Source organism: Polynucleobacter victoriensis (assembly GCF_900187875.1).
Lineage (GTDB): Bacteria > Pseudomonadota > Gammaproteobacteria > Burkholderiales > Burkholderiaceae > Polynucleobacter > Polynucleobacter victoriensis.
Map to the genome: position 1 here is coordinate 141,022 of NZ_FYEX01000001.1, position 18,320 is coordinate 159,341.

16 protein-coding genes are annotated in these 18,320 nt (G+C 43.4%); 4 read left to right on the top strand and 12 right to left on the bottom strand.

All coding sequences use genetic code 11. The annotated features are described in order from the left end of the window. Positions 1–46: 46 nt before the first annotated feature. The 4 genes from CFR83_RS00705 to CFR83_RS00720 are packed head-to-tail and all read right to left on the bottom strand — an operon-like array spanning position 47 to position 5,334. Positions 47–2,482: a DNA internalization-related competence protein ComEC/Rec2 gene (locus tag CFR83_RS00705; RefSeq protein ID WP_165765026.1), complete on the bottom strand. Its 2,436-nt coding sequence runs from the start codon at positions 2,480–2,482 to the stop codon at positions 47–49. Positions 2,483–2,528: 46 nt separating this feature from the next. Next, positions 2,529–3,374 (bottom strand): TatD family hydrolase, encoded by an 846-nt coding sequence (locus CFR83_RS00710; RefSeq protein ID WP_341476329.1) that lies wholly within the window; start codon positions 3,372–3,374, stop codon positions 2,529–2,531. Between the two features lies 1 nt (position 3,375). After that, positions 3,376–4,053 carry a lipoprotein-releasing ABC transporter ATP-binding protein LolD gene (gene lolD, locus CFR83_RS00715; RefSeq protein WP_088812007.1) on the bottom strand — a complete coding sequence of 226 codons (678 nt, stop codon included), beginning with the start codon at positions 4,051–4,053 and terminating at the stop codon, positions 3,376–3,378. 9 nt (positions 4,054–4,062) lie between these two features. Then, positions 4,063–5,334 (bottom strand): lipoprotein-releasing ABC transporter permease subunit, encoded by a 1,272-nt coding sequence (locus CFR83_RS00720; protein ID WP_088813144.1) that lies wholly within the window; start codon positions 5,332–5,334, stop codon positions 4,063–4,065. 59 nt (positions 5,335–5,393) lie between these two features. On the opposite strand from CFR83_RS00720, the gene CFR83_RS00725 reads away from it, so the two are divergent. The 4 genes from CFR83_RS00725 (at position 5,394) to lysS (ending at position 10,725) form a co-directional block, all read left to right on the top strand. Continuing rightward, on the top strand, positions 5,394–6,305 hold the full coding sequence (locus tag CFR83_RS00725) for a hypothetical protein (RefSeq protein WP_088812008.1): 912 nt from the start codon (positions 5,394–5,396) through the stop codon (positions 6,303–6,305). Continuing rightward, positions 6,302–8,047 (top strand): single-stranded-DNA-specific exonuclease RecJ, encoded by a 1,746-nt coding sequence (gene recJ, locus CFR83_RS00730; RefSeq protein WP_088812009.1) that lies wholly within the window; start codon positions 6,302–6,304, stop codon positions 8,045–8,047. The genes CFR83_RS00725 and recJ overlap by 4 nt, the downstream gene beginning before the upstream one ends. A gap of 9 nt (positions 8,048–8,056) precedes the next feature. After that, a protein-coding gene (prfB, locus tag CFR83_RS00735; RefSeq protein ID WP_108720852.1) for a peptide chain release factor 2 occupies positions 8,057–9,161 on the top strand; the annotation gives its coding sequence in 2 pieces (ribosomal slippage) (positions 8,057–8,137 and positions 8,139–9,161; 1,104 coding nt in all). Between the two features lie 34 nt (positions 9,162–9,195). Beyond that, the gene (gene lysS / locus CFR83_RS00740) at positions 9,196–10,725 is read left to right on the top strand and encodes a lysine--tRNA ligase (RefSeq protein WP_088812010.1); all 1,530 of its coding nucleotides are present in this window, start codon (positions 9,196–9,198) and stop codon (positions 10,723–10,725) included. Positions 10,726–10,816: 91 nt separating this feature from the next. On the opposite strand, the gene fdx is transcribed toward lysS, so the two are convergent. The 8 genes from fdx to CFR83_RS00780 form a co-directional block, all read right to left on the bottom strand. Next, positions 10,817–11,155 carry an ISC system 2Fe-2S type ferredoxin gene (gene fdx / locus CFR83_RS00745; protein ID WP_088812011.1) on the bottom strand — a complete coding sequence of 113 codons (339 nt, stop codon included), beginning with the start codon at positions 11,153–11,155 and terminating at the stop codon, positions 10,817–10,819. A gap of 12 nt (positions 11,156–11,167) precedes the next feature. Further along, positions 11,168–13,033, bottom strand: coding sequence for a Fe-S protein assembly chaperone HscA (gene hscA / locus CFR83_RS00750; protein WP_088812012.1), 1,866 nt, complete (start codon positions 13,031–13,033; stop codon positions 11,168–11,170). Between the two features lie 18 nt (positions 13,034–13,051). Beyond that, positions 13,052–13,573 (bottom strand): Fe-S protein assembly co-chaperone HscB, encoded by a 522-nt coding sequence (gene hscB / locus CFR83_RS00755; protein ID WP_243383297.1) that lies wholly within the window; start codon positions 13,571–13,573, stop codon positions 13,052–13,054. Then, entirely contained in the window at positions 13,551–13,874 is a 324-nt protein-coding gene (gene iscA, locus CFR83_RS00760) for an iron-sulfur cluster assembly protein IscA (protein ID WP_088812014.1), read from the bottom strand. The genes hscB and iscA overlap by 23 nt, the downstream gene beginning before the upstream one ends. A 2-nt stretch (positions 13,875–13,876) precedes the next feature. Further along, a complete protein-coding gene (iscU, locus tag CFR83_RS00765; protein ID WP_088812015.1) occupies positions 13,877–14,260 on the bottom strand; it encodes a Fe-S cluster assembly scaffold IscU in 384 nt (127 codons plus the stop codon). Between the two features lie 29 nt (positions 14,261–14,289). Next, positions 14,290–15,510, bottom strand: a complete 1,221-nt coding sequence (locus CFR83_RS00770; protein ID WP_207758556.1) for an IscS subfamily cysteine desulfurase — start codon at positions 15,508–15,510, stop codon at positions 14,290–14,292. A 57-nt stretch (positions 15,511–15,567) separates the two neighbouring features. Then, positions 15,568–16,131, bottom strand: a complete 564-nt coding sequence (locus tag CFR83_RS00775; RefSeq protein ID WP_088812017.1) for a Fe-S cluster assembly transcription factor — start codon at positions 16,129–16,131, stop codon at positions 15,568–15,570. Positions 16,132–16,268: 137 nt separating this feature from the next. Then, positions 16,269–18,320: a site-specific recombinase gene (locus tag CFR83_RS00780; RefSeq protein ID WP_165765027.1), complete on the bottom strand. Its 2,052-nt coding sequence runs from the start codon at positions 18,318–18,320 to the stop codon at positions 16,269–16,271.

An 18,320-nucleotide genomic window follows, 5' to 3' on the forward strand; every position in this document is an offset into this window, starting at 1 on the left:
TACGCTCCATGACCATCATGCATTACTCCCGCAGCTATTAATATAGTTATTGATGCCAAGACCTTCTGTGTAAGTCTCGCCAATGGTGTCGTTGCAACTCCCTACCCCTGAATTCCCATACCTGCGCACCTGTGTGAACAGTTTCCAGAATCGGAATGCCTCGTTCAACATACCGCCCCACAACCTTGGCATTAGGATGTCGATAACGATTTCGATACCCCGCCTGAGCAACAGCCCAATTGGGCTGCAACGCGTCCAAGAATGTTTCAGAGGAAGAAGTAGCACTACCATGGTGCGGTATAAGCAAAATAGATGCCAATCCCTCAGAACGCTTATATTCATTAGCAATGATGGCCTCGCCACCTTTCTCAACATCCCCTGTTAACCAGAAAGAATAGTGTTGACTCTTCACTTCAATGACACAACTTAGTGCATTTGGTTTCCCAGAATGGTGCATGGCATCAAATGTCATCTCACTACCGGGATGCCAAACCTTAAATAAAACACCATCCCAAGACCAAGTTTGACCGGCCTTACAAGGCAATGAAGGGATCTTTAGCTCTCTTGTTCGCCGTAGCAAAAAATGCCACTCCGGCAAAGTTCCTAACAAATCACCAAATTCAATACTTTTCATGAGGCTTAACGCACCACCCACATGATCTGTATCTTTATGACTAATAGCCAAACGATCAATGTATGAAATGCCCTCACCCCGTAAAAATGGCAGGATATTTCTGTCTCCTGCATCAGACTCAGGCGATGTTTTAGGTCCTGTGTCATACAACAAACGCTTTGTTTGCGTTTCCACCAACACAGCGGTGCCTTGACCAATATCCAAAACAGTTACCTTGAAATCACCATGGGTCAGGTCATTGGATTTAGTCCACACCAGAGGCACACAACAACATAGCCCCAGCAAACGCCCTCTGTAACTTGCCAATAGAGGTCCAGGTCGGATGGCATAAATGATTCCTAAAGTAGATATCACCATTACAAACAAATTTGGCTGTGGCAAATATGCCACGGACCAAAACCATGAGGACATAGGCTCCAAGAACCAAGCCACAAACTCCATACAAGTGTGTGCCACCCATAATGAAGCATGACTTAATGGCTCAGGAAGTACGGCTCCCAACATGGCAAATGGGGTAACTATGAAACTAACTAGCGGGATAGCAAACGCATTCGCTAAAGGTGAAACAACAGATACCTGAGAGAACCAATAAAGTGTTAACGGCAATAACGCAATCGTGACAACAGCCTGTACTCGACTGGCCTCTTTGAACGATTGCCACCATTTTTGCGAGCGACTATAGCCATACTCAGATAAACCATCCTGACCTGGCATAGCAAATAGAATTGCTGCAACCGCTCCAAATGACAACCAAAATCCTGGCGTATAAGCAGCCCATGGGTCTAAGAATATAACGATAAATAAAGCCCACCACCAAATATCAAATGCCCTGGTAATTCGATTGGTCCAAAGCGCAACTGCAACAACGCCCACCATATACATGGTTCGCTGAGCTGGTATCTGAAAGCCTGCTAGCCACGTGTAAATCAGTGCAACTGCGAAACCACTCAAGGCTGCTACTTTTTGCGCAGGACATATCATTGGTAATGATCTTCTGCGCCACAAACGATTTGCTAAAGCTGCGCCCATACCTGCCAACATCGTGACATGTAAACCAGAAATAGAAATAAGATGTCCAATACCAGTGGCATTGAACACTCGCCAATCTTTCTGTGAAATGGCATTTTGCTCCCCCATCACCAATGCAATTAATACACCAACGTATGGCGCATTTTCTGGCGCAGATTTTTTAATACGCTCTCGCAGATGCCATCTTGATAACTCAACGATTGTTGTAAAGCTGAGATCAAATTGGTCAATAAGTTTTGGTTGCCATGACCTAGGCAAACCTTTCGCATAAGCTTTAACAGAACCTGTAGCACCTAAGTTTTGCTGAAACATCCAGCGCTCAAAATCAAATCCATGCGGATTCATTAATCCGTGAGCACGTTTTAACACCACAGGTAAACGCCACCGTTGCCCCGGTCTAATCTCAGGTAATACTGTTTCACCTCGCCAACCTGGATACCAGCCCAAAGATAAACGTTTGGGGAAATGCTGAAAATCAATTTGAATCAACTCATCATCAGTCACGACTGATTCAACAGCCAGTGAAAATCGTAAAGACTGGTTACCCTGACTTGGCAAGCCATCCACTACGCCCTCAACCAGTAGAGGCACGCCCTCTAAATAACTAGGTAAATCATTCTGAATTCTCTGGTGAGTTAGATACCCTGACCAGATAAATCCGAGGATGAATAAGACGCACACCCAAATCCAGAAAGAAACTTTATTAAATATCTGATGTTTTATTAATTGCAAGACTGCGATTAATAACAAACAAAAACCAAGAGTTGAAAGCAACCAAAGCCACTCTCGTTGATCTGGTGTCTGCGGTAAAAAAAGCAAAAGAGATTCCCCGGCAATGAATGCCGTTAATAAAAAACGCAAGAAGCTATTGTTGGTTTGAGTTAGCGAACTGGCCGGCCTGTATTAGGCTCGCCCAACGAGGTAATACGCGTAAAGCATTACTTGAACAAACCGCCTGTGTTTGAGTAATCAATGATGAACGTATTTCTGCCAATACTGATGATATTTGAGGTAACTCACCTGGTTCATTGCGGTGATGCTCTTGATGTGCCAGCCATGCAGGTGGAATATCAGGCGCATCTGTTTCCAAAACCAAGCTTTCAAATGGTAACTCTTTGGCTAAGCGTCTAATTTGGAGGGCCCTAGGAAAAGTCATGGCACCACCAAAGCCCAACACAAAATTAAGCTTTATAAAATGCTCAGCCTGCTGAAAACTTCCATTAAAGGCATGGGCAATGCCACCTGTAATTTTTCTTGATCTGAGCGCTTTCAAAATTGCATCCTGAGATCTTCTAACATGCAAGATCACAGGTAATTCAAATTCTTTTGCCAAATCTAACTGAGCCTCAAAAAAGAAAGCTTGATGATGAGGATCTAATTCAGGTAAAAAATAATCTAAGCCAATTTCGCCAATACCCACAAATCGCGGATCATCCATAGCTTCAATCACAGACTGCCTTAAAGAAATCAAATCGGATTCTTTAGCCTCAGGGGTATAAATTGGATGTATCCCCAAGGTGTAGCACGTGGCTGGCAAAGTATTTGATGCGTGACTAGCCAAAGCTCGTACTGCTTGAAAGTCTCTAGCCCGAACTGCCGGAATTAATACACCCGAAACTCCTGATTGAGCCGCTCGCTCTATAACGCCTTCACGATCAGCAGCAAATTCATCAGCATCCAAATGGCAATGAGTATCTAAACACAAAGCCATTCTATATAGCCTTTAATACACCATGATTTAAACGCAAAACACGATCGCATCTTGCTGCTCGCAAAGGATCATGAGTCACGATCACAAACGCAGTGCCTTGATTTTTTGCTACTTCTAGCATTAAATCAAATACAGAGTCGGCAGTTTCTGCATCTAGGTTTCCAGTAGGTTCATCTGCTAAGACGCAACTTGGCTTTGTCACCAAAGCTCTTGCCACAGCCACCCTTTGGCGCTCACCACCCGACAAAGCTGCAGGCCGATGATCAACGCGATGACTTAAACCTACTTTACCAAGCATTTCTTCTGCTAGAGCTCTAGCCTGCTGGGCAGAGACACCTCTGATACGTAACGGCATAGCCACATTGTCAAGCGCACTAAATTCAGCCAAAAGATGATGGAATTGGTAAATAAATCCTAAGTGTTGATTACGCACTTCATTTAACTGCGACTCGGAAAGATTTTTTAATGACTTACCAGCCAAATACACCTCACCTTGAGTCACGTGATCCAAACCGCCCAATAAATGTAAAAGAGTGCTCTTACCTGAACCTGAGGCACCCACAATAGCTAACTTCTCTCCCGAAGCTAGGTCTAAATTAACATTTGTTAAAACTTGTACGGCAAAGCTACCCTCACCATAAGTTTTAGAGATATTTTTAGCAACTAAAGCCATATTCATATCAGCATCTCACTCATAACGCAGCGCATGGGCTGGTTGAATTTTGGCTGCCCTCCAACTTGGATATAGCGTAGCTAAAAGAGATAAACCAAATGCCATTAATCCAACTGTCAACACATCACCACTTCTGACATCAGATGGCAATCTAGAAATGAAATAAATATCTCTTGGTAAAAATTGAACCCTAAAGATCGCTTCAATGACTGGGACGATCACATCAATATTCAATGAGATCAGCAGACCTAAGGCTATTCCGCCTAGTGTTCCTAGCGCACCGATCATAAAACCTTGTGCAAAAAATATTCGCTGAATCATTCCTGCACTAGCACCCATAGTTCTCAGAATTGCAATATCGCCTTGCTTATCTGTCACAGTCATTACCAAGGTCGAAACCAGGTTAAATGCCGCAACAGCAATAATTAAGGTCAGAATAATGAACATCATGCGTTTCTCGGTTTGCACAGCCGCAAACCAATTTTTATTCTGCCTAGTCCAGTCTTTGACCCATAAGCCTGGCAACTTTAATGAGAGTTCATCAGCAACCTGAGCTGCCACTTGCATGTCATCCAATTTAAGACGTAAACCTGATGGTCCATCTAACCTCAATAAAGCAGCAGCATCTCTCCAATGAACCACAGCTAAAGTGCTGTCAAATTCATAATGGCCACTATCAATAATGCCGATTAATTTAAAGGCCCTCATCCGTGGCGTCACACCCGCAGGATTAATATCACCCTCCGGCACCATGATGGTAATTCGGTCACCAAGCTGAACTCCTAAAATACCAGCAAGCTCAGCTCCCAAAGCTAAGCCAAATTCACCCGGCTTTAATCCAGCAACTTTTCCTTGTATGAAATGCTTTGGAATATCAGAGACATTACCTTCGAACTCGGGATCGATGCCACGTAACGCAACCCCACGCATAACATCACCACGCGTAATTAATGCCTGGGACATAATCATTGGAGCAGATCCTTTGACATGTGAATTCTGCTCAACTTTAGCGATTAATGGCTGCCAATCACCTAAACCTGATGGAGAGTGAACTTCGACATGGGATAAAACAGATAGCATGCGATCACGCACCTCTTTCTGGAATCCATTCATGACAGACAAGACCACAATGAGAGCTGCCACTCCCAAGGCAATCCCTAACATTGACACAGATGAAATAAATGACAAAAAGCCGTCTTTTGAGCCAGTTTCTTTATTTTTCCCAGCTTTTCTCCTGGCGCTTGTATAGCGCCATGCAATTTCTAGTTCAATCGGCCAAATGCTCATAGCAAGGAGTTTAGCTTGGTCTTGGACAGAAGGTCTAATTGCCACCTAAAATCAGGGTTATGAAATACACGATTGCACTCATAGATGACCAAAACCATGAATCACTGGATCGAGGTCTTGCGTATGAAAAGTTCTTGCTGGGTCCCAGTAACTCTAGCGCTCCGCTTGAATTGCAGTCCTATGGTGTCAAGATCGCTGAAAGCTCTCCCATAGCTCGTATTGAGCCTGTACATATTCATGCCGCCAGAGATCACTTAGTCTTAACAAGTACTGAAATACTTGAGCTTCAACAAGATGAGGCAGATGCTCTTTTTGACTCAGTTAAAGATATCTTTGCTGAAATGGCTGTAGCTATTTATCGCCCCAAAGCAAATCGCTGGTTTATAGAATCACCCTCACTTCAGTCACTATCAACAGTTAGCACTGAACAAGCCCAGGGACGCAATATTGATCACTGGATGCCTATCGATACAACTATTGCTGGTGTTGCGCGTCAATGGCGCAAATGGCAAAACGATATACAAATGATTTGGTTCAATCATCCAGTTAATGAACGAAGAGCATCTGAAGGAATGCTGCCAATTAATTCTATTTGGATAAGCGGCATTGGCACACTCTCTGAAATTAAACCTAGCCATCTATTACAAGAAGCGAACTTACTACACAGTCCCAACTCTTGTTTAAGTGTCCTTGCAGGACACCTCAATAAGCAACACACCTCATCACTCACTAGCAATGCCTTGGCTAACACCTTATCCCTTGTATCTCTGAGCGACCCAAGCATCACAGAGCTTTGGAATATGGCTGGCAACGCCTTAATCAGCAATCAAATTCAAGAGATTGTTCTAGTTGATTTTCCGGAGGGGCAAGAAAAAACCCGCCACATATCAATCGATCAATTTCCTAAAAAAGGTTTTGGTCCCTGGAAAAAACCTATCACTCCACCACTTCAAGATATGCTTCGCTCATGACCATTCAATTTATTGAGCGCAGCTACTCAGAGAGAAATGCCACTTACCTTGAACAAAGTGGTGTTCATCCTGTGTTATCAAAATTATTCGCCGCTCGGGGAGTTGAGAAACCCGAAGAATTAGCACTTGAACTAAAACATTTAATTCCACCATCTCAACTCAAGAATTGTGAAGCAGCCGCAGAATACCTAGCCAACGCCATTGAAAATAGAAAAAAATTATTGATTGTTGCGGACTACGACTGCGACGGAGCCACAGCATGCGCAGTTGGGATGAGAGGTCTACGCGCGTTAGGCCAAGCCTGGGATATTCAAATCGATTATTTCGTGCCAAACCGTTTCACACTAGGTTACGGTTTAACACCAGAGGTTGTTGAACTAGTAGCCCAACTTCCCAAGCAACCCGATATCCTAATTACTGTTGACAATGGCATTGCCAGTCTTGCAGGAGTTGAGAAAGCTAACGAATTAGGTATAGAGGTGTTAGTTACCGACCATCACTTGCCAGCTGATCAATTACCATCTGCCGCATGGATTGTTAACCCAAATCAGCCTCTGTGTAACTTTCCAAGTAAGGCTCTGGCAGGTGTAGGCGTGATGTTTTATTTACTAATTGCCCTACGTGCTGAGCTGCGTAAAAGAGGTGCTTTCACTGCTGAAAATCAACCTCGACTAGAAAACCTACTAGACCTAGTGGCATTGGGCACAGTAGCAGACGTGGCATCCCTAGATAGAAATAATAGGGTTCTAGTCTCAAATGGTATTAAACGTATTAGAAGCGGTCAAATGCAGCCAGGCATAAGAGCCTTATACATAGCTGCAGGAAAAGACCCCTCGAAATCAAGCACCTTTGATCTTGGTTTCACACTGGGTCCTAGATTAAATGCAGCTGGCAGGCTGGCTGATATGTCCTTGGGTATTCAATGTTTACTTTCAGACTCTCATGAAGATGCCCTTCGCTTAGCTCATGAGTTGGACCGTATGAATCGTGAACGACGCACGATAGAAGCTGGCATGCAAGAAACTGCTTTAGCTAGCCTTATAAATATAGAAGTAGGTGAACAAGCGACTCTTTGCCTTACAGATGAATCATGGCACCAAGGTGTTATTGGTATTGTCGCTTCTAGACTAAAAGAGAAGTTTCACCGCCCCACCCTGATATTTGCCCCTGGAGAAGAAGGTGGTGAAGCGGTACTCAAAGGTTCCGGCCGCTCTATCACTGGCTTTCACCTAAGAGATGCACTAGATTTAGTCTCTAAAAAGCATCCTAACTTAATCCTTAAGTTTGGCGGTCACGCCATGGCAGCAGGGCTGACTATTCATCAACAGTCCTTTGATACTTTTAAATCATGCTTCGAAGAAATTGCCCAAAGTTTAATGACCGCTGAAACCCTACAGCGACAACTAGCTCATGATGGCAACCTTAATCCAGACTATATTGAACCGGAACTGGGAACATTATTGGCTGCAGAAGTTTGGGGGCAAGGATTTCCGGCTCCGGTGTTTGTCGGCGAGTTTGAAGTTCTCAACCAAACACTCATCCAGGATAAGCACTTAAAACTTCAACTGAAGGCCATTAAATCTAATGGTGCAAGCCATCCAAAGACGCTCAATGGCATCTGGTTTTCAAGAAATTTACCCCTTCCAAACCCCGCCAGATTGGCTTACAGACTAGTTACCGACCATTACCAAGGAGTAGCTAGAGCGCAATTACACATAGAGGCTCTCGATGAACCTTTATAATCGCGCACCATGGAAGCAGAACAACTAAATCTCATTAGTAACACCCTAGAAGACCTCCGTACTCGTACGATCGAACTTCGGAGGTATCTTTGACGTCGATAACAAAGCAGAACGCTTAGTCGAGGTCAATCAAACCCTAGAAGATCCCAAAATTTGGGATGACCCCAAGCAAGCTCAAGCACTGGGAAAAGAAAAAAAGCTACTAGATGGCGTGGTTGGAACGATTAACTTTCTGACCGATAACATCACAGCTAGCCAAGAACTCCTAGAGATGGCCAAAGAGGAAGGTGATTTCGACACCATCCGCTCTATTGAGTCAGATACAGCCAACATGCGTAAACAAGTTGAGGATCTTGAATTCCGACGCATGTTTAGCAACCCCATGGATCCAAGCTCATGCTTTATTGATATTCAATCAGGTGCTGGCGGTACCGAAGCCTGTGATTGGGCCAGCATGTTGTTGCGTCAATATATTCGTTATTGCGAACGCAAAGGTTTTAAAGCAGAAGTTCTTGAAGTATCAGATGGCGACGTGGCAGGTATTAAAAGCGCCACCATAAAAGTCGATGGTGAATATGCCTATGGCCACTTAAGAACAGAAACTGGCGTTCATCGTTTGGTCCGCAAGTCACCATTTGACTCCGCTAATGGCAGACATACTTCATTTACCAGCGTGTTTGTTTACCCAGAGGTAGATGATTCGATTGAGATTGACATCAATCCGGCTGATATCCGCACGGATACCTACCGCGCTTCTGGTGCAGGTGGTCAGCACATTAACAAAACTGACTCTGCGGTTCGTTTAACGCACATACCAACAGGGATTGTTGTTCAGTGCCAAAATGACCGAAGCCAACACAAGAACAGAGCTGAGGCAATGTCCATGTTGAAGTCACGCTTGTACGAACACGAACTGCGTAAACGTCAGGCTGAACAAGACAAATTAGAAGCTACAAAGAGTGATGTGGGCTGGGGACATCAAATTAGATCTTATGTGCTCGACCAAAGCCGTATCAAAGACCTACGCACTAGCGTCGAAATATCTAATACACAAAAAGTATTAGATGGTGACCTAGATGCATTCATTGAAGCCAGCCTAAAACAAGGCGTTTAACCTATTACCAATATTCATTTCCACCGGAAAGATCATGAGCCAAGAACAACAAAATCCAATCGTTGATGAAAACCACATCATTGCAGAGCGCAGAGAAAAATTAGCTCACTTGCGCAAGAATGGCGTGGCTTTTCCTAATGATTTTGTGCCAACCCATCACGCTAATGACTTACATGCCCACTATGGCGAACTAAGCAAGGAACATTTAGCTGAGAAAAACATCACTGTTAAAGTGGCTGGCCGAATGATGCTCAAGCGTGTGATGGGTAAAGCCAGCTTTGCCACAGTTCAAGATCGCACCGGTCAAATCCAGTTTTACATCAATGATGCTGATGCAGGTGCTGATGCACATAATGCATTTAAACACTGGGATATGGGTGACTTTATTGCTGCCGAAGGTGTTGTATTCAAAACCAATAAAGGCGAGCTATCAATCCTTGTTAAAGATCTACGCTTACTATCAAAATCATTACGCCCTCTGCCAGATAAGTTCCACGGCCTATCTGACCAAGAACTGAAGTATCGTCAACGCTATGTGGACTTAATTGTTTCACCTGAAACACGTCAGACATTTATTGCCCGTAGTAAAGCCATGGCATCAATCCGCCATCACATGCAAGACGCAGGCTTTATGGAAGTTGAAACACCAATGCTCCACCCTATTCCAGGTGGTGCTGCAGCCAAACCGTTTATCACGCACCACAATGCTTTAGACATGCAAATGTTCTTGCGTATTGCGCCAGAACTCTACCTCAAGCGTTTAGTAGTGGGTGGGTTTGAACGTGTATTTGAAGTTAATAGAAACTTCCGTAACGAAGGTGTCAGTCCAAGACATAACCCTGAGTTCACGATGATGGAATTCTATGCAGCTTATACAGACTACAAATGGTTGATGACTTTCACTGAAGAGCTCATCCGCGCTGCCGCCATTGATGCGCAAGGTACTGCCGTCCTAACTTATCAAGGCAAAGCTCTTGATCTATCTAAGCCATTCCAGCGCTTAACAATTGCAGAAGCCATTCTTAAATACGCACCTTTATCTAAGAAAGAATACACAGCTGCGCAATTAGAAGACAAAGAGTTTATCCGTGCAGAGCTTAAAAAAGCTGGCGAGGACATCAATGGTCCAACGCTAAAAAATGCAGGATTAGGTGCACTTCAATTAGCACTATTCGAAGCAACGGCTGAAGAACATCTTTGGGAACCGACTTACATCATCGATTACCCAATCGAAGTGAGTCCACTTGCAAGAGAATCTGACACTCGTCCAGGTATTACTGAGCGCTTTGAACTATTTATTACTGGTCGTGAAATCGCCAACGGCTTCTCAGAGCTAAATGATGCAGAAGATCAAGCCGAACGTTTCCGCAAACAAGTCGAGCAAAAAGAAGCTGGTGATGAAGAAGCCATGTACTTTGATGCTGACTTTATTCGTGCACTTGAATATGGCATGCCCCCAACCGGCGGTTGCGGCATCGGTATTGATCGCCTAATGATGTTAATCACTGATTCACCAAACATCAGAGACGTCATTCTTTTCCCTCACATGAGAAAAGAAGATTAATCACAGCGCTATTTACTTGAAGCATTAGTGCTTCATAATAAGTAAAAAGGGACCTTTGGGTCCCTTTTTTTAAATGAATCCAGCAATGAGGTTAGTGATTTTCCTTGGCATGATTGATGGAGTATTTAGGTATTTCAATCACTAAATCCTTTTGAGCAATAATCGCTTGGCAAGACAGTCTTGATTGAGGACATAAGCCCCAAGCTCTATCTAACAAGTCATCTTCCAGTTCATCCGACTCATTCAAGCTATCACCACCCTCACGCACAATCACATGGCAAGTTGTACATGCACAGGACATCTCACAGGCGTGCTCAATTTCAATATCATTCTCTAGGAGAGCTTCACAAATACTGGTGCCAGAAGGCGCTTCAATCACTGCACCATCTGGACAATATTCCGCATGAGGAAGAACAACAATTTGTGGCATTTTTATTTCCTATTAAATTTCTTCTATTTTTTTACCAGAAAGTGCTTTTTTAATACTCTCGTTCATTCTACGGGCAGCAAAATCATCGGTTGCTTTGGATAAAGACTCTACAGAGCGTCTGAGTACCTGTGTATCTTTAGCTGTCTCAATAAGATCTTTTAAGGCAATTAATTTGCGATGAATCACATCCAATTCATCTTCTTCTAATAAGTGCTTATCTTCTGCAAGGGCAGCTTCAACGGCTTCCACCAAACGCTTGGCATCGACTAACTCTTCACGTAAGGCTCTTGCCTGGACATCATCTGCTGCATGGCTAAAACTATCTTGTAGCATCGAAGTGATATCACCATCAGATAATCCGTAGGACGGCTTAACGTTAATATTTGCCTCAACACCAGATTGCTGTTCTCTAGCAGTAACTGATAAGAGACCATCAGCATCCACCTGATAAGTTACTCGAATACGTGCAGCCCCCGCAGCCATTGGAGGAATACCTCTTAACTCAAATCTCGCTAATGAGCGACAGTGATCAACAATCTCTCGCTCACCCTGCAAAACATGAACTGCTAAAGCTGTTTGACCATCTCTAAATGTTGTGAAATCTTGAGCTCTAGCCACAGGAATTGGTGTATTACGCGGAATAATCTTTTCCACAAGACCACCCATTGTTTCCACGCCTAGTGACAGAGGGATGACGTCAAGCAGCAACCACTCATCGCCCTTCTGCTGATTTCCGGCTAACAAGTCAGCTTGCATAGCTGCACCTATCGCTACCACCTGATCAGGATCTAAATTGGTCAATGGGGTTTGACCGAAAAGCTCTCCCACTGCACGTTGCACATGAGGCATGCGCGTAGCGCCACCAACCATGACCACGCCTTTAACATCCTCAACATTTAAACCTGCATCTCTTAAGGCTTTCTTCGCAGCCATCAAAGTTTTGTTCACTAAATGCTGAGTCAACTCAAAGAACTGCGCCTGACTGATGCCCACATTAACCACTGTGCCATCACTCAATGTCACATGTACACGAGCTAAAGGATTTTTACTTAATTGTTCTTTAACATCTTTAGACGCGCTCAATAGCAAACGGGTGTCTTTATCTGAAAGTAGCTGTAACTTGGCTTGCTCTAAGACCCAACAGTACAGACGGTGATCAAAATCATCACCACCTAAAGCTGAGTCGCCGCCAGTCGACAATACTTCAAATACACCTTTACTTAAACGCAAGATTGAAATATCAAATGTGCCACCGCCAAGGTCATAAACAGCATATAGACCCTCAGATGCATTATCTAAACCATAGGCAATTGCTGCAGCCGTAGGTTCATTCAATAAGCGTAGAACTTCGATGCCAGCCAACTTGGCAGCATCTTTAGTCGCTTGGCGTTGTGCATCATCAAAATAGGCAGGTACTGTAATGACAGCACCGACAATCTCATCATTGAATGAGTCCTCTGCTCGCTGGCGTAATCTCGCAAGAATCTCTGCAGAAACCTCAACTGGACTTTTATCACCTGAGATTGTCTTTAACTTCAGCATGCCAGGAGCATCAACAAATTCATAAGGCATGGATTCAGCGTGGGCAACATCCTTTAGCCCACGCCCCATGAATCTCTTCACTGAGATAATTGTATTTTTAGGATCGCCATTGGCGTTCTGCATAGCTTGATAGCCAGCCTGTGTAGCTCCGCCTGGCAAGTATCGAATCACTGATGGCAATAACTTTCTACCTTGATCATCAGCCAAGACCTCAGGCAACGCATTTTTCATCGCCGCAACGAGTGAATTAGTTGTGCCTAAATCGATACCCACAGCAATACGACGTTGATGTGGGGCAAGCGATTGGCCAGGTTCAGCGATTTGTAATAAAGCCATAAATGTTTTAACTAATAGTTATGCTGATATTGCTTCTTCAAGCTCAACACAAAATTTATCTATAAATAGCAAAGCTCTTAATTTTTGCGCAGCCAACTCAAAATTCTTCTCATCATCAATTGCCTGCTCAACTTCCTTTAAAACAGTATTTTTTGTTTTCTCAACTTCACCATATAACTGTTCTAAACCCACAACATCATTACGCACATCATCTAGAGTCTCACGCCACTCCATTTGTTGCATCAAAAACGAGGCAGGCATTGCAGTATTCGTTTCAAGCTGTGGATCAACACCATTTTTAGTACAAAGATATAACCCTCTTTGAATAGGATTCATGAGAGTTCTATACGCACTATTAGCCAAGGTGGCCATTTGCATAGAAACTCTCTTTTCAGCATCACTACCAGCCGCATGCAAATCTGGATGAACTTGTTTCTGCACAGTTAAATAAGCAGACTCCAAAGCCTGCCTATCAATATTAAATTGTGGCTTTATTTGGAATAAGGCAAAGTAATCATCAAACCCTGAAAGATTCGCCACAACCACACTCATCTTTCACATTAGGATTTTGAAACTTAAATCCCTCATTCAAACCCTCACGCACATAATCTAGCTCTGTGCCATCGAGATAAGCGAGACTTTTCGGGTCTACATAGACCTTCACCCCTAAGGATTCAAACATCGTATCCTCAGGCAAAACCTCATCGACGTACTCGAGTTGATAAGCCAAACCAGAGCAACCCGTGGTACGCACACCTAAGCGCAGACCAATACCCTTACCACGTCGCTCTATATAACGAGTGATGTGTTTGGCCGCTTTTTCAGTCAGAGTGATAGCCATAATTATTTTGAGTGTTTTTCTTTGTAATCAGCCACAGCTGCCTTAATTGCATCTTCAGCCAAAATTGAGCAGTGGATTTTTACTGGTGGCAAAGCTAACTCTTCAGCAATTTGTGAATTTTTAATTTCTAAAGCTTGATCAAGAGTTTTACCCTTAACCCACTCAGTCACTAGCGATGAGGAAGCAATAGCAGAACCACAGCCATAGGTTTTGAACTTAGCATCTTCAATGATGCCCTGGTCATTCACGCGAATTTGCAACTTCATCACATCACCACAAGCTGGAGCACCAACCATGCCGGTACCAACATGATCATCGCCCTTCTCAAAAGAACCCACATTACGTGGATTTTCATAGTGCTCGATTACTTTTTCACTGTATGCCATATTTAACTCCGAATATATTCAATAGATTGTTAGTGAGCAGCCCACTGGATCGTATTTAAATCAACGCCATCTTTGTACATTTCCCAAAGTGGTGATAAATCTCTCAATTTTGCGATCTTGCCCTTAACTAGATCAATCGTGAAATCAACATCCTCAACAGTTGTAAAACGACCGATTGTGAAACGAATTGAGCTATGCGCTAACTCATCATTGCGACCCAAAGATCTTAAAACGTAAGACGGCTCTAATGATGCTGAGGTACAAGCTGAGCCTGAAGACACAGCAATATCCTTCAAAGCCATGATCATCGACTCGCCTTCAACATAGTTAAAGCTGATATTGAGGTTATGAGGAATGCGCTGATCCATGTCACCATTGAGGTAAACCTCTTCAATCTGATTTAAACCATTCCATAAGCGATCTCTTAGCATGCGAATACGCTCGTTCTCGCTGGCCATCTCTTCACGGGCAATACGGAAACATTCACCCATACCAACAATCTGATGCGTAGCCAATGTGCCTGAACGCATGCCACGCTCATGACCACCACCGTGCATCTGAGCCTCAATACGAATCCGTGGCTTGCGACGTACAAATAATGCACCGACACCTTTCGGACCATATGTCTTATGGGCTGAGAAGCTCATCAAATCAACTTTGAGCGTTTGCAAATCAATAGCAACCTTACCAGTTGCTTGAGCCGCATCGACGTGAAACACAATGCCTTTTTCACGACAGAACTCACCAATGCGTGGGATGTCTTGAACTACCCCAATTTCATTATTAACAAACATCACTGAGACAACAATGGTGTCTGGACGAACAGCAGATTTGAATGCTTCAAAGTCAATCAAACCATTGGGTAATACATCTAAGTAAGTCACATCGTAACCTTCGCGCTCAAGCTCACGACAGGTATCTAAAACCGCCTTATGCTCGGTTTTTACAGTGATGATGTGCTTACCTTTTTCTTTATAGAAATGCGCGGCACCTTTAATTGCCAAGTTATTACTTTCTGTTGCACCGCTTGTCCAAACGATTTCTCTTGGATCGGCACCAACTAACTTAGCAACTTCTGCGCGAGCATTTTCAACTGCCTCCTCAGCACTCCAACCATATGCATGACTGCGTGAAGCAGGATTACCAAACTGCTCACGTAAATATGGAATCATCACATCAACAACTCTTGGGTCAACAGGTGTTGTTGCTGAATAGTCCATGTAAATCGGGAAATGCTCCGGACTAAACATAGGTACTGGTTTAGGTGATGACATTATTATTTCCTCTTATCTCAGTATTTTTTAGTTTTAATTAATTTGCTGTGCAAAAGTGAACACTGAATTAGCCAACGGCTTTTTCTTAATGTCTGAGTCAGACTTATCTGTAGCAGGCTTACCAGCTTTTTGGATTTCAGCTTTTACTTTGGTTTCGCGCACTTCATGACTATGCACACGACCTTCTTGCTGCCTTGCCAAATCTGCAAGTGAGACTGAACTCAAGTACTCAACCATTTTTTGATTTAAGTTGGCCCACAAATCATGGGTCATGCAACGACCATTACCACCCTCATCGCCATGGCAATTTCCTTTGCCACCACATTGAGTGGCATCAAGAGGTTCATCAACGGCAATAATGATGTCAGCAACAGTTACCTGATCCGCTCTTCGCGCCAAGGTGTATCCACCACCAGGTCCACGGGTACTTTCAACAATGTCAAAACGACGCAACTTACCAAATAGTTGCTCCAAGTATGAAAGTGAAATATTTTGTCTCTGACTAATGCCCGCGAGAGTTACTGGGCCATGTGATTCACGCAAAGCTAAATCAATCATCGCAGTGACTGCAAAACGTCCTTTAGTTGTTAGTCTCATGTCTTACCTCGTCTTAAATGGATTACTTATATGGGCAATACCTGACTTCTAAGCTCAAGTTTATCAGATACCTGATAAATATGCTCGGGTAATAGAGCGAAATACCCCCTTAAACAGGATTAATCCAATTAAATCAATTATTTAGGTGGAAATATTAATGACTTAAAGTCAGCTCTAATGCGCTCACGAACAGCCCTATACAAGCGCTGTCTATCTAATGCTGGCAAATCTCTGGATCTCAGCGCCATATTAAATGCCAACGAAAAACTCACCAAAACATTCACAGCACCAATTAATAGAATCCCAACAAGACCAAGCCAAAAGCCACTCATCAAGAAAGTCTTCCAACCAAGCGCAGTAGCCGCAGCAGCAAACTGCCCTGCTGACAAAGTGACATGTCGTACATCTAGACCAAACCCAAGGAAAGCCATAAAAGCTGGGCCATAAATTAACAAAAAGCCCAATGAAATATTTGCAGCAACAACAGAAATATTGTCACGCCACCAACGCGCCCAACGCTCCGCACGCTCCTGTCCAAAAACAATATTTAATCTTCTGTTGTAATAAATGACATCCTGAATACGATGCAAAACAAACCAGTTATCAACTAAACCAGCAATCAGGCTAGATAACCAAAGTAACACGCCAGTAAAGGCTGCAAAAATCAATGCTCCACTAAAAGGTGAAACAGTTTGCAAAATAGCTTGCGCCTTAATAGCACTCATTGTGGGTGAGCCAATGATGAAAAGAATAGCCACTTGAATGAGAATAACCAAAGGCACCACCATGACCAAATTACCAAAAATAGAAGCCGCTTGGGACCTCATCAGAGCCATAGAGCGATCAACAAAGTTTTTTAAACCTTCACTGGTGTGCGTCTGGTCAAGTAGTTGCGCCAATGCAGGCGCTGTCATAGCAGGCTGCTTAGTCGCTAACGTGAAATTGGCAAACTGAATTAATAAAAAGCTACCTGCGTAGTTAGTGGCAAGAAGTAGATTTTCAAAAAATCTAACCAAACCAAGATTGGCAATTAAGAATTTAAGGTACACCGTCCCAGAAACAACTGCACCACCACCCAAGGCTTTTTTCAACATCGCAAAATACTCTTTGCGAGTACCTGCAATGTAGTGGTCTCCCGCTTCAGCACTTCTTTCAACAACCTTGCGAGACAACAAAGCAAAAGACTGCTCAGCCAAACGCTTCACACTACGGTGACCTTGTACCGTGAGAATTAAGTTAGCAACCAATGTGGAGTAATTTTGTAATTGATCACGATACAACCATGCCTGCAACAACATCTCAACCCTAGCCAAACGCAAGCGCATGGTTTCAACTTGGAAAACAGTTTCAATAGACACACCATTCTCATCAAGATGAGAATACACATCATCACAAGCAATGTAACAAGCATCAATCACATCCTTAAAGTCTTTTAGATATGCTTGATATACGTGCTCATTTAAACGTGGCTCATCCTTAAGAATTTCTTCAGCGAGTCTACCTAACTTGTAAAACGGCGAGTGCTGCCCACTAACCTCTCTAAGCCGAGATCTAACTGAATAACTTAGACCAGATGCGCCAATGTAACTAATTAGTATGTGAATAGCTTCAGAAATATCTTTGAATAAATTCGAAGCCTCAACCGTCTGCTCTTGATAGTGCAATAAATCATGTAAAGCAATCAATGTGTCACGATCCAAATCATGTACCCAAGATGCATCGTGCTCACCCACGAATCCCAAAGCAAATAAAACTGCTAACTCTGGTTGATTAGGCGGAGGTGCAATTAATCTGTGACGAATGCGCTCAGAGATTTCTCCAAAAAAACTAGGCTTGGTAGCAACACCGGTGTCACATAGTAGTGAGAGCGCATCGTTATCTCGCAAGATACTTCTGAGTAACCGTGCAATTTTTAACTTAACGTCTGAACGCTGCTCTAATAATTTCAAAAAAGCCTTTAGACGGACGTGTTCTGGATGCCCCTCTAAAACTACCGCGCCAATCTTTGCCTTATCTTGGCCTTTCTCTGCTTTATCTTGACGCCGCAACCAGTACGCCACCTCGACTAACCAACGATTACGTTCAGCCAAACTAGCGGATGCATCAGGCACTACTAAAAGAGTATCCAGAGCCAATGAAGCATCTCCAGAGTCTTTCCATAGCGACCATAGACGTCGTATATTTTTCAA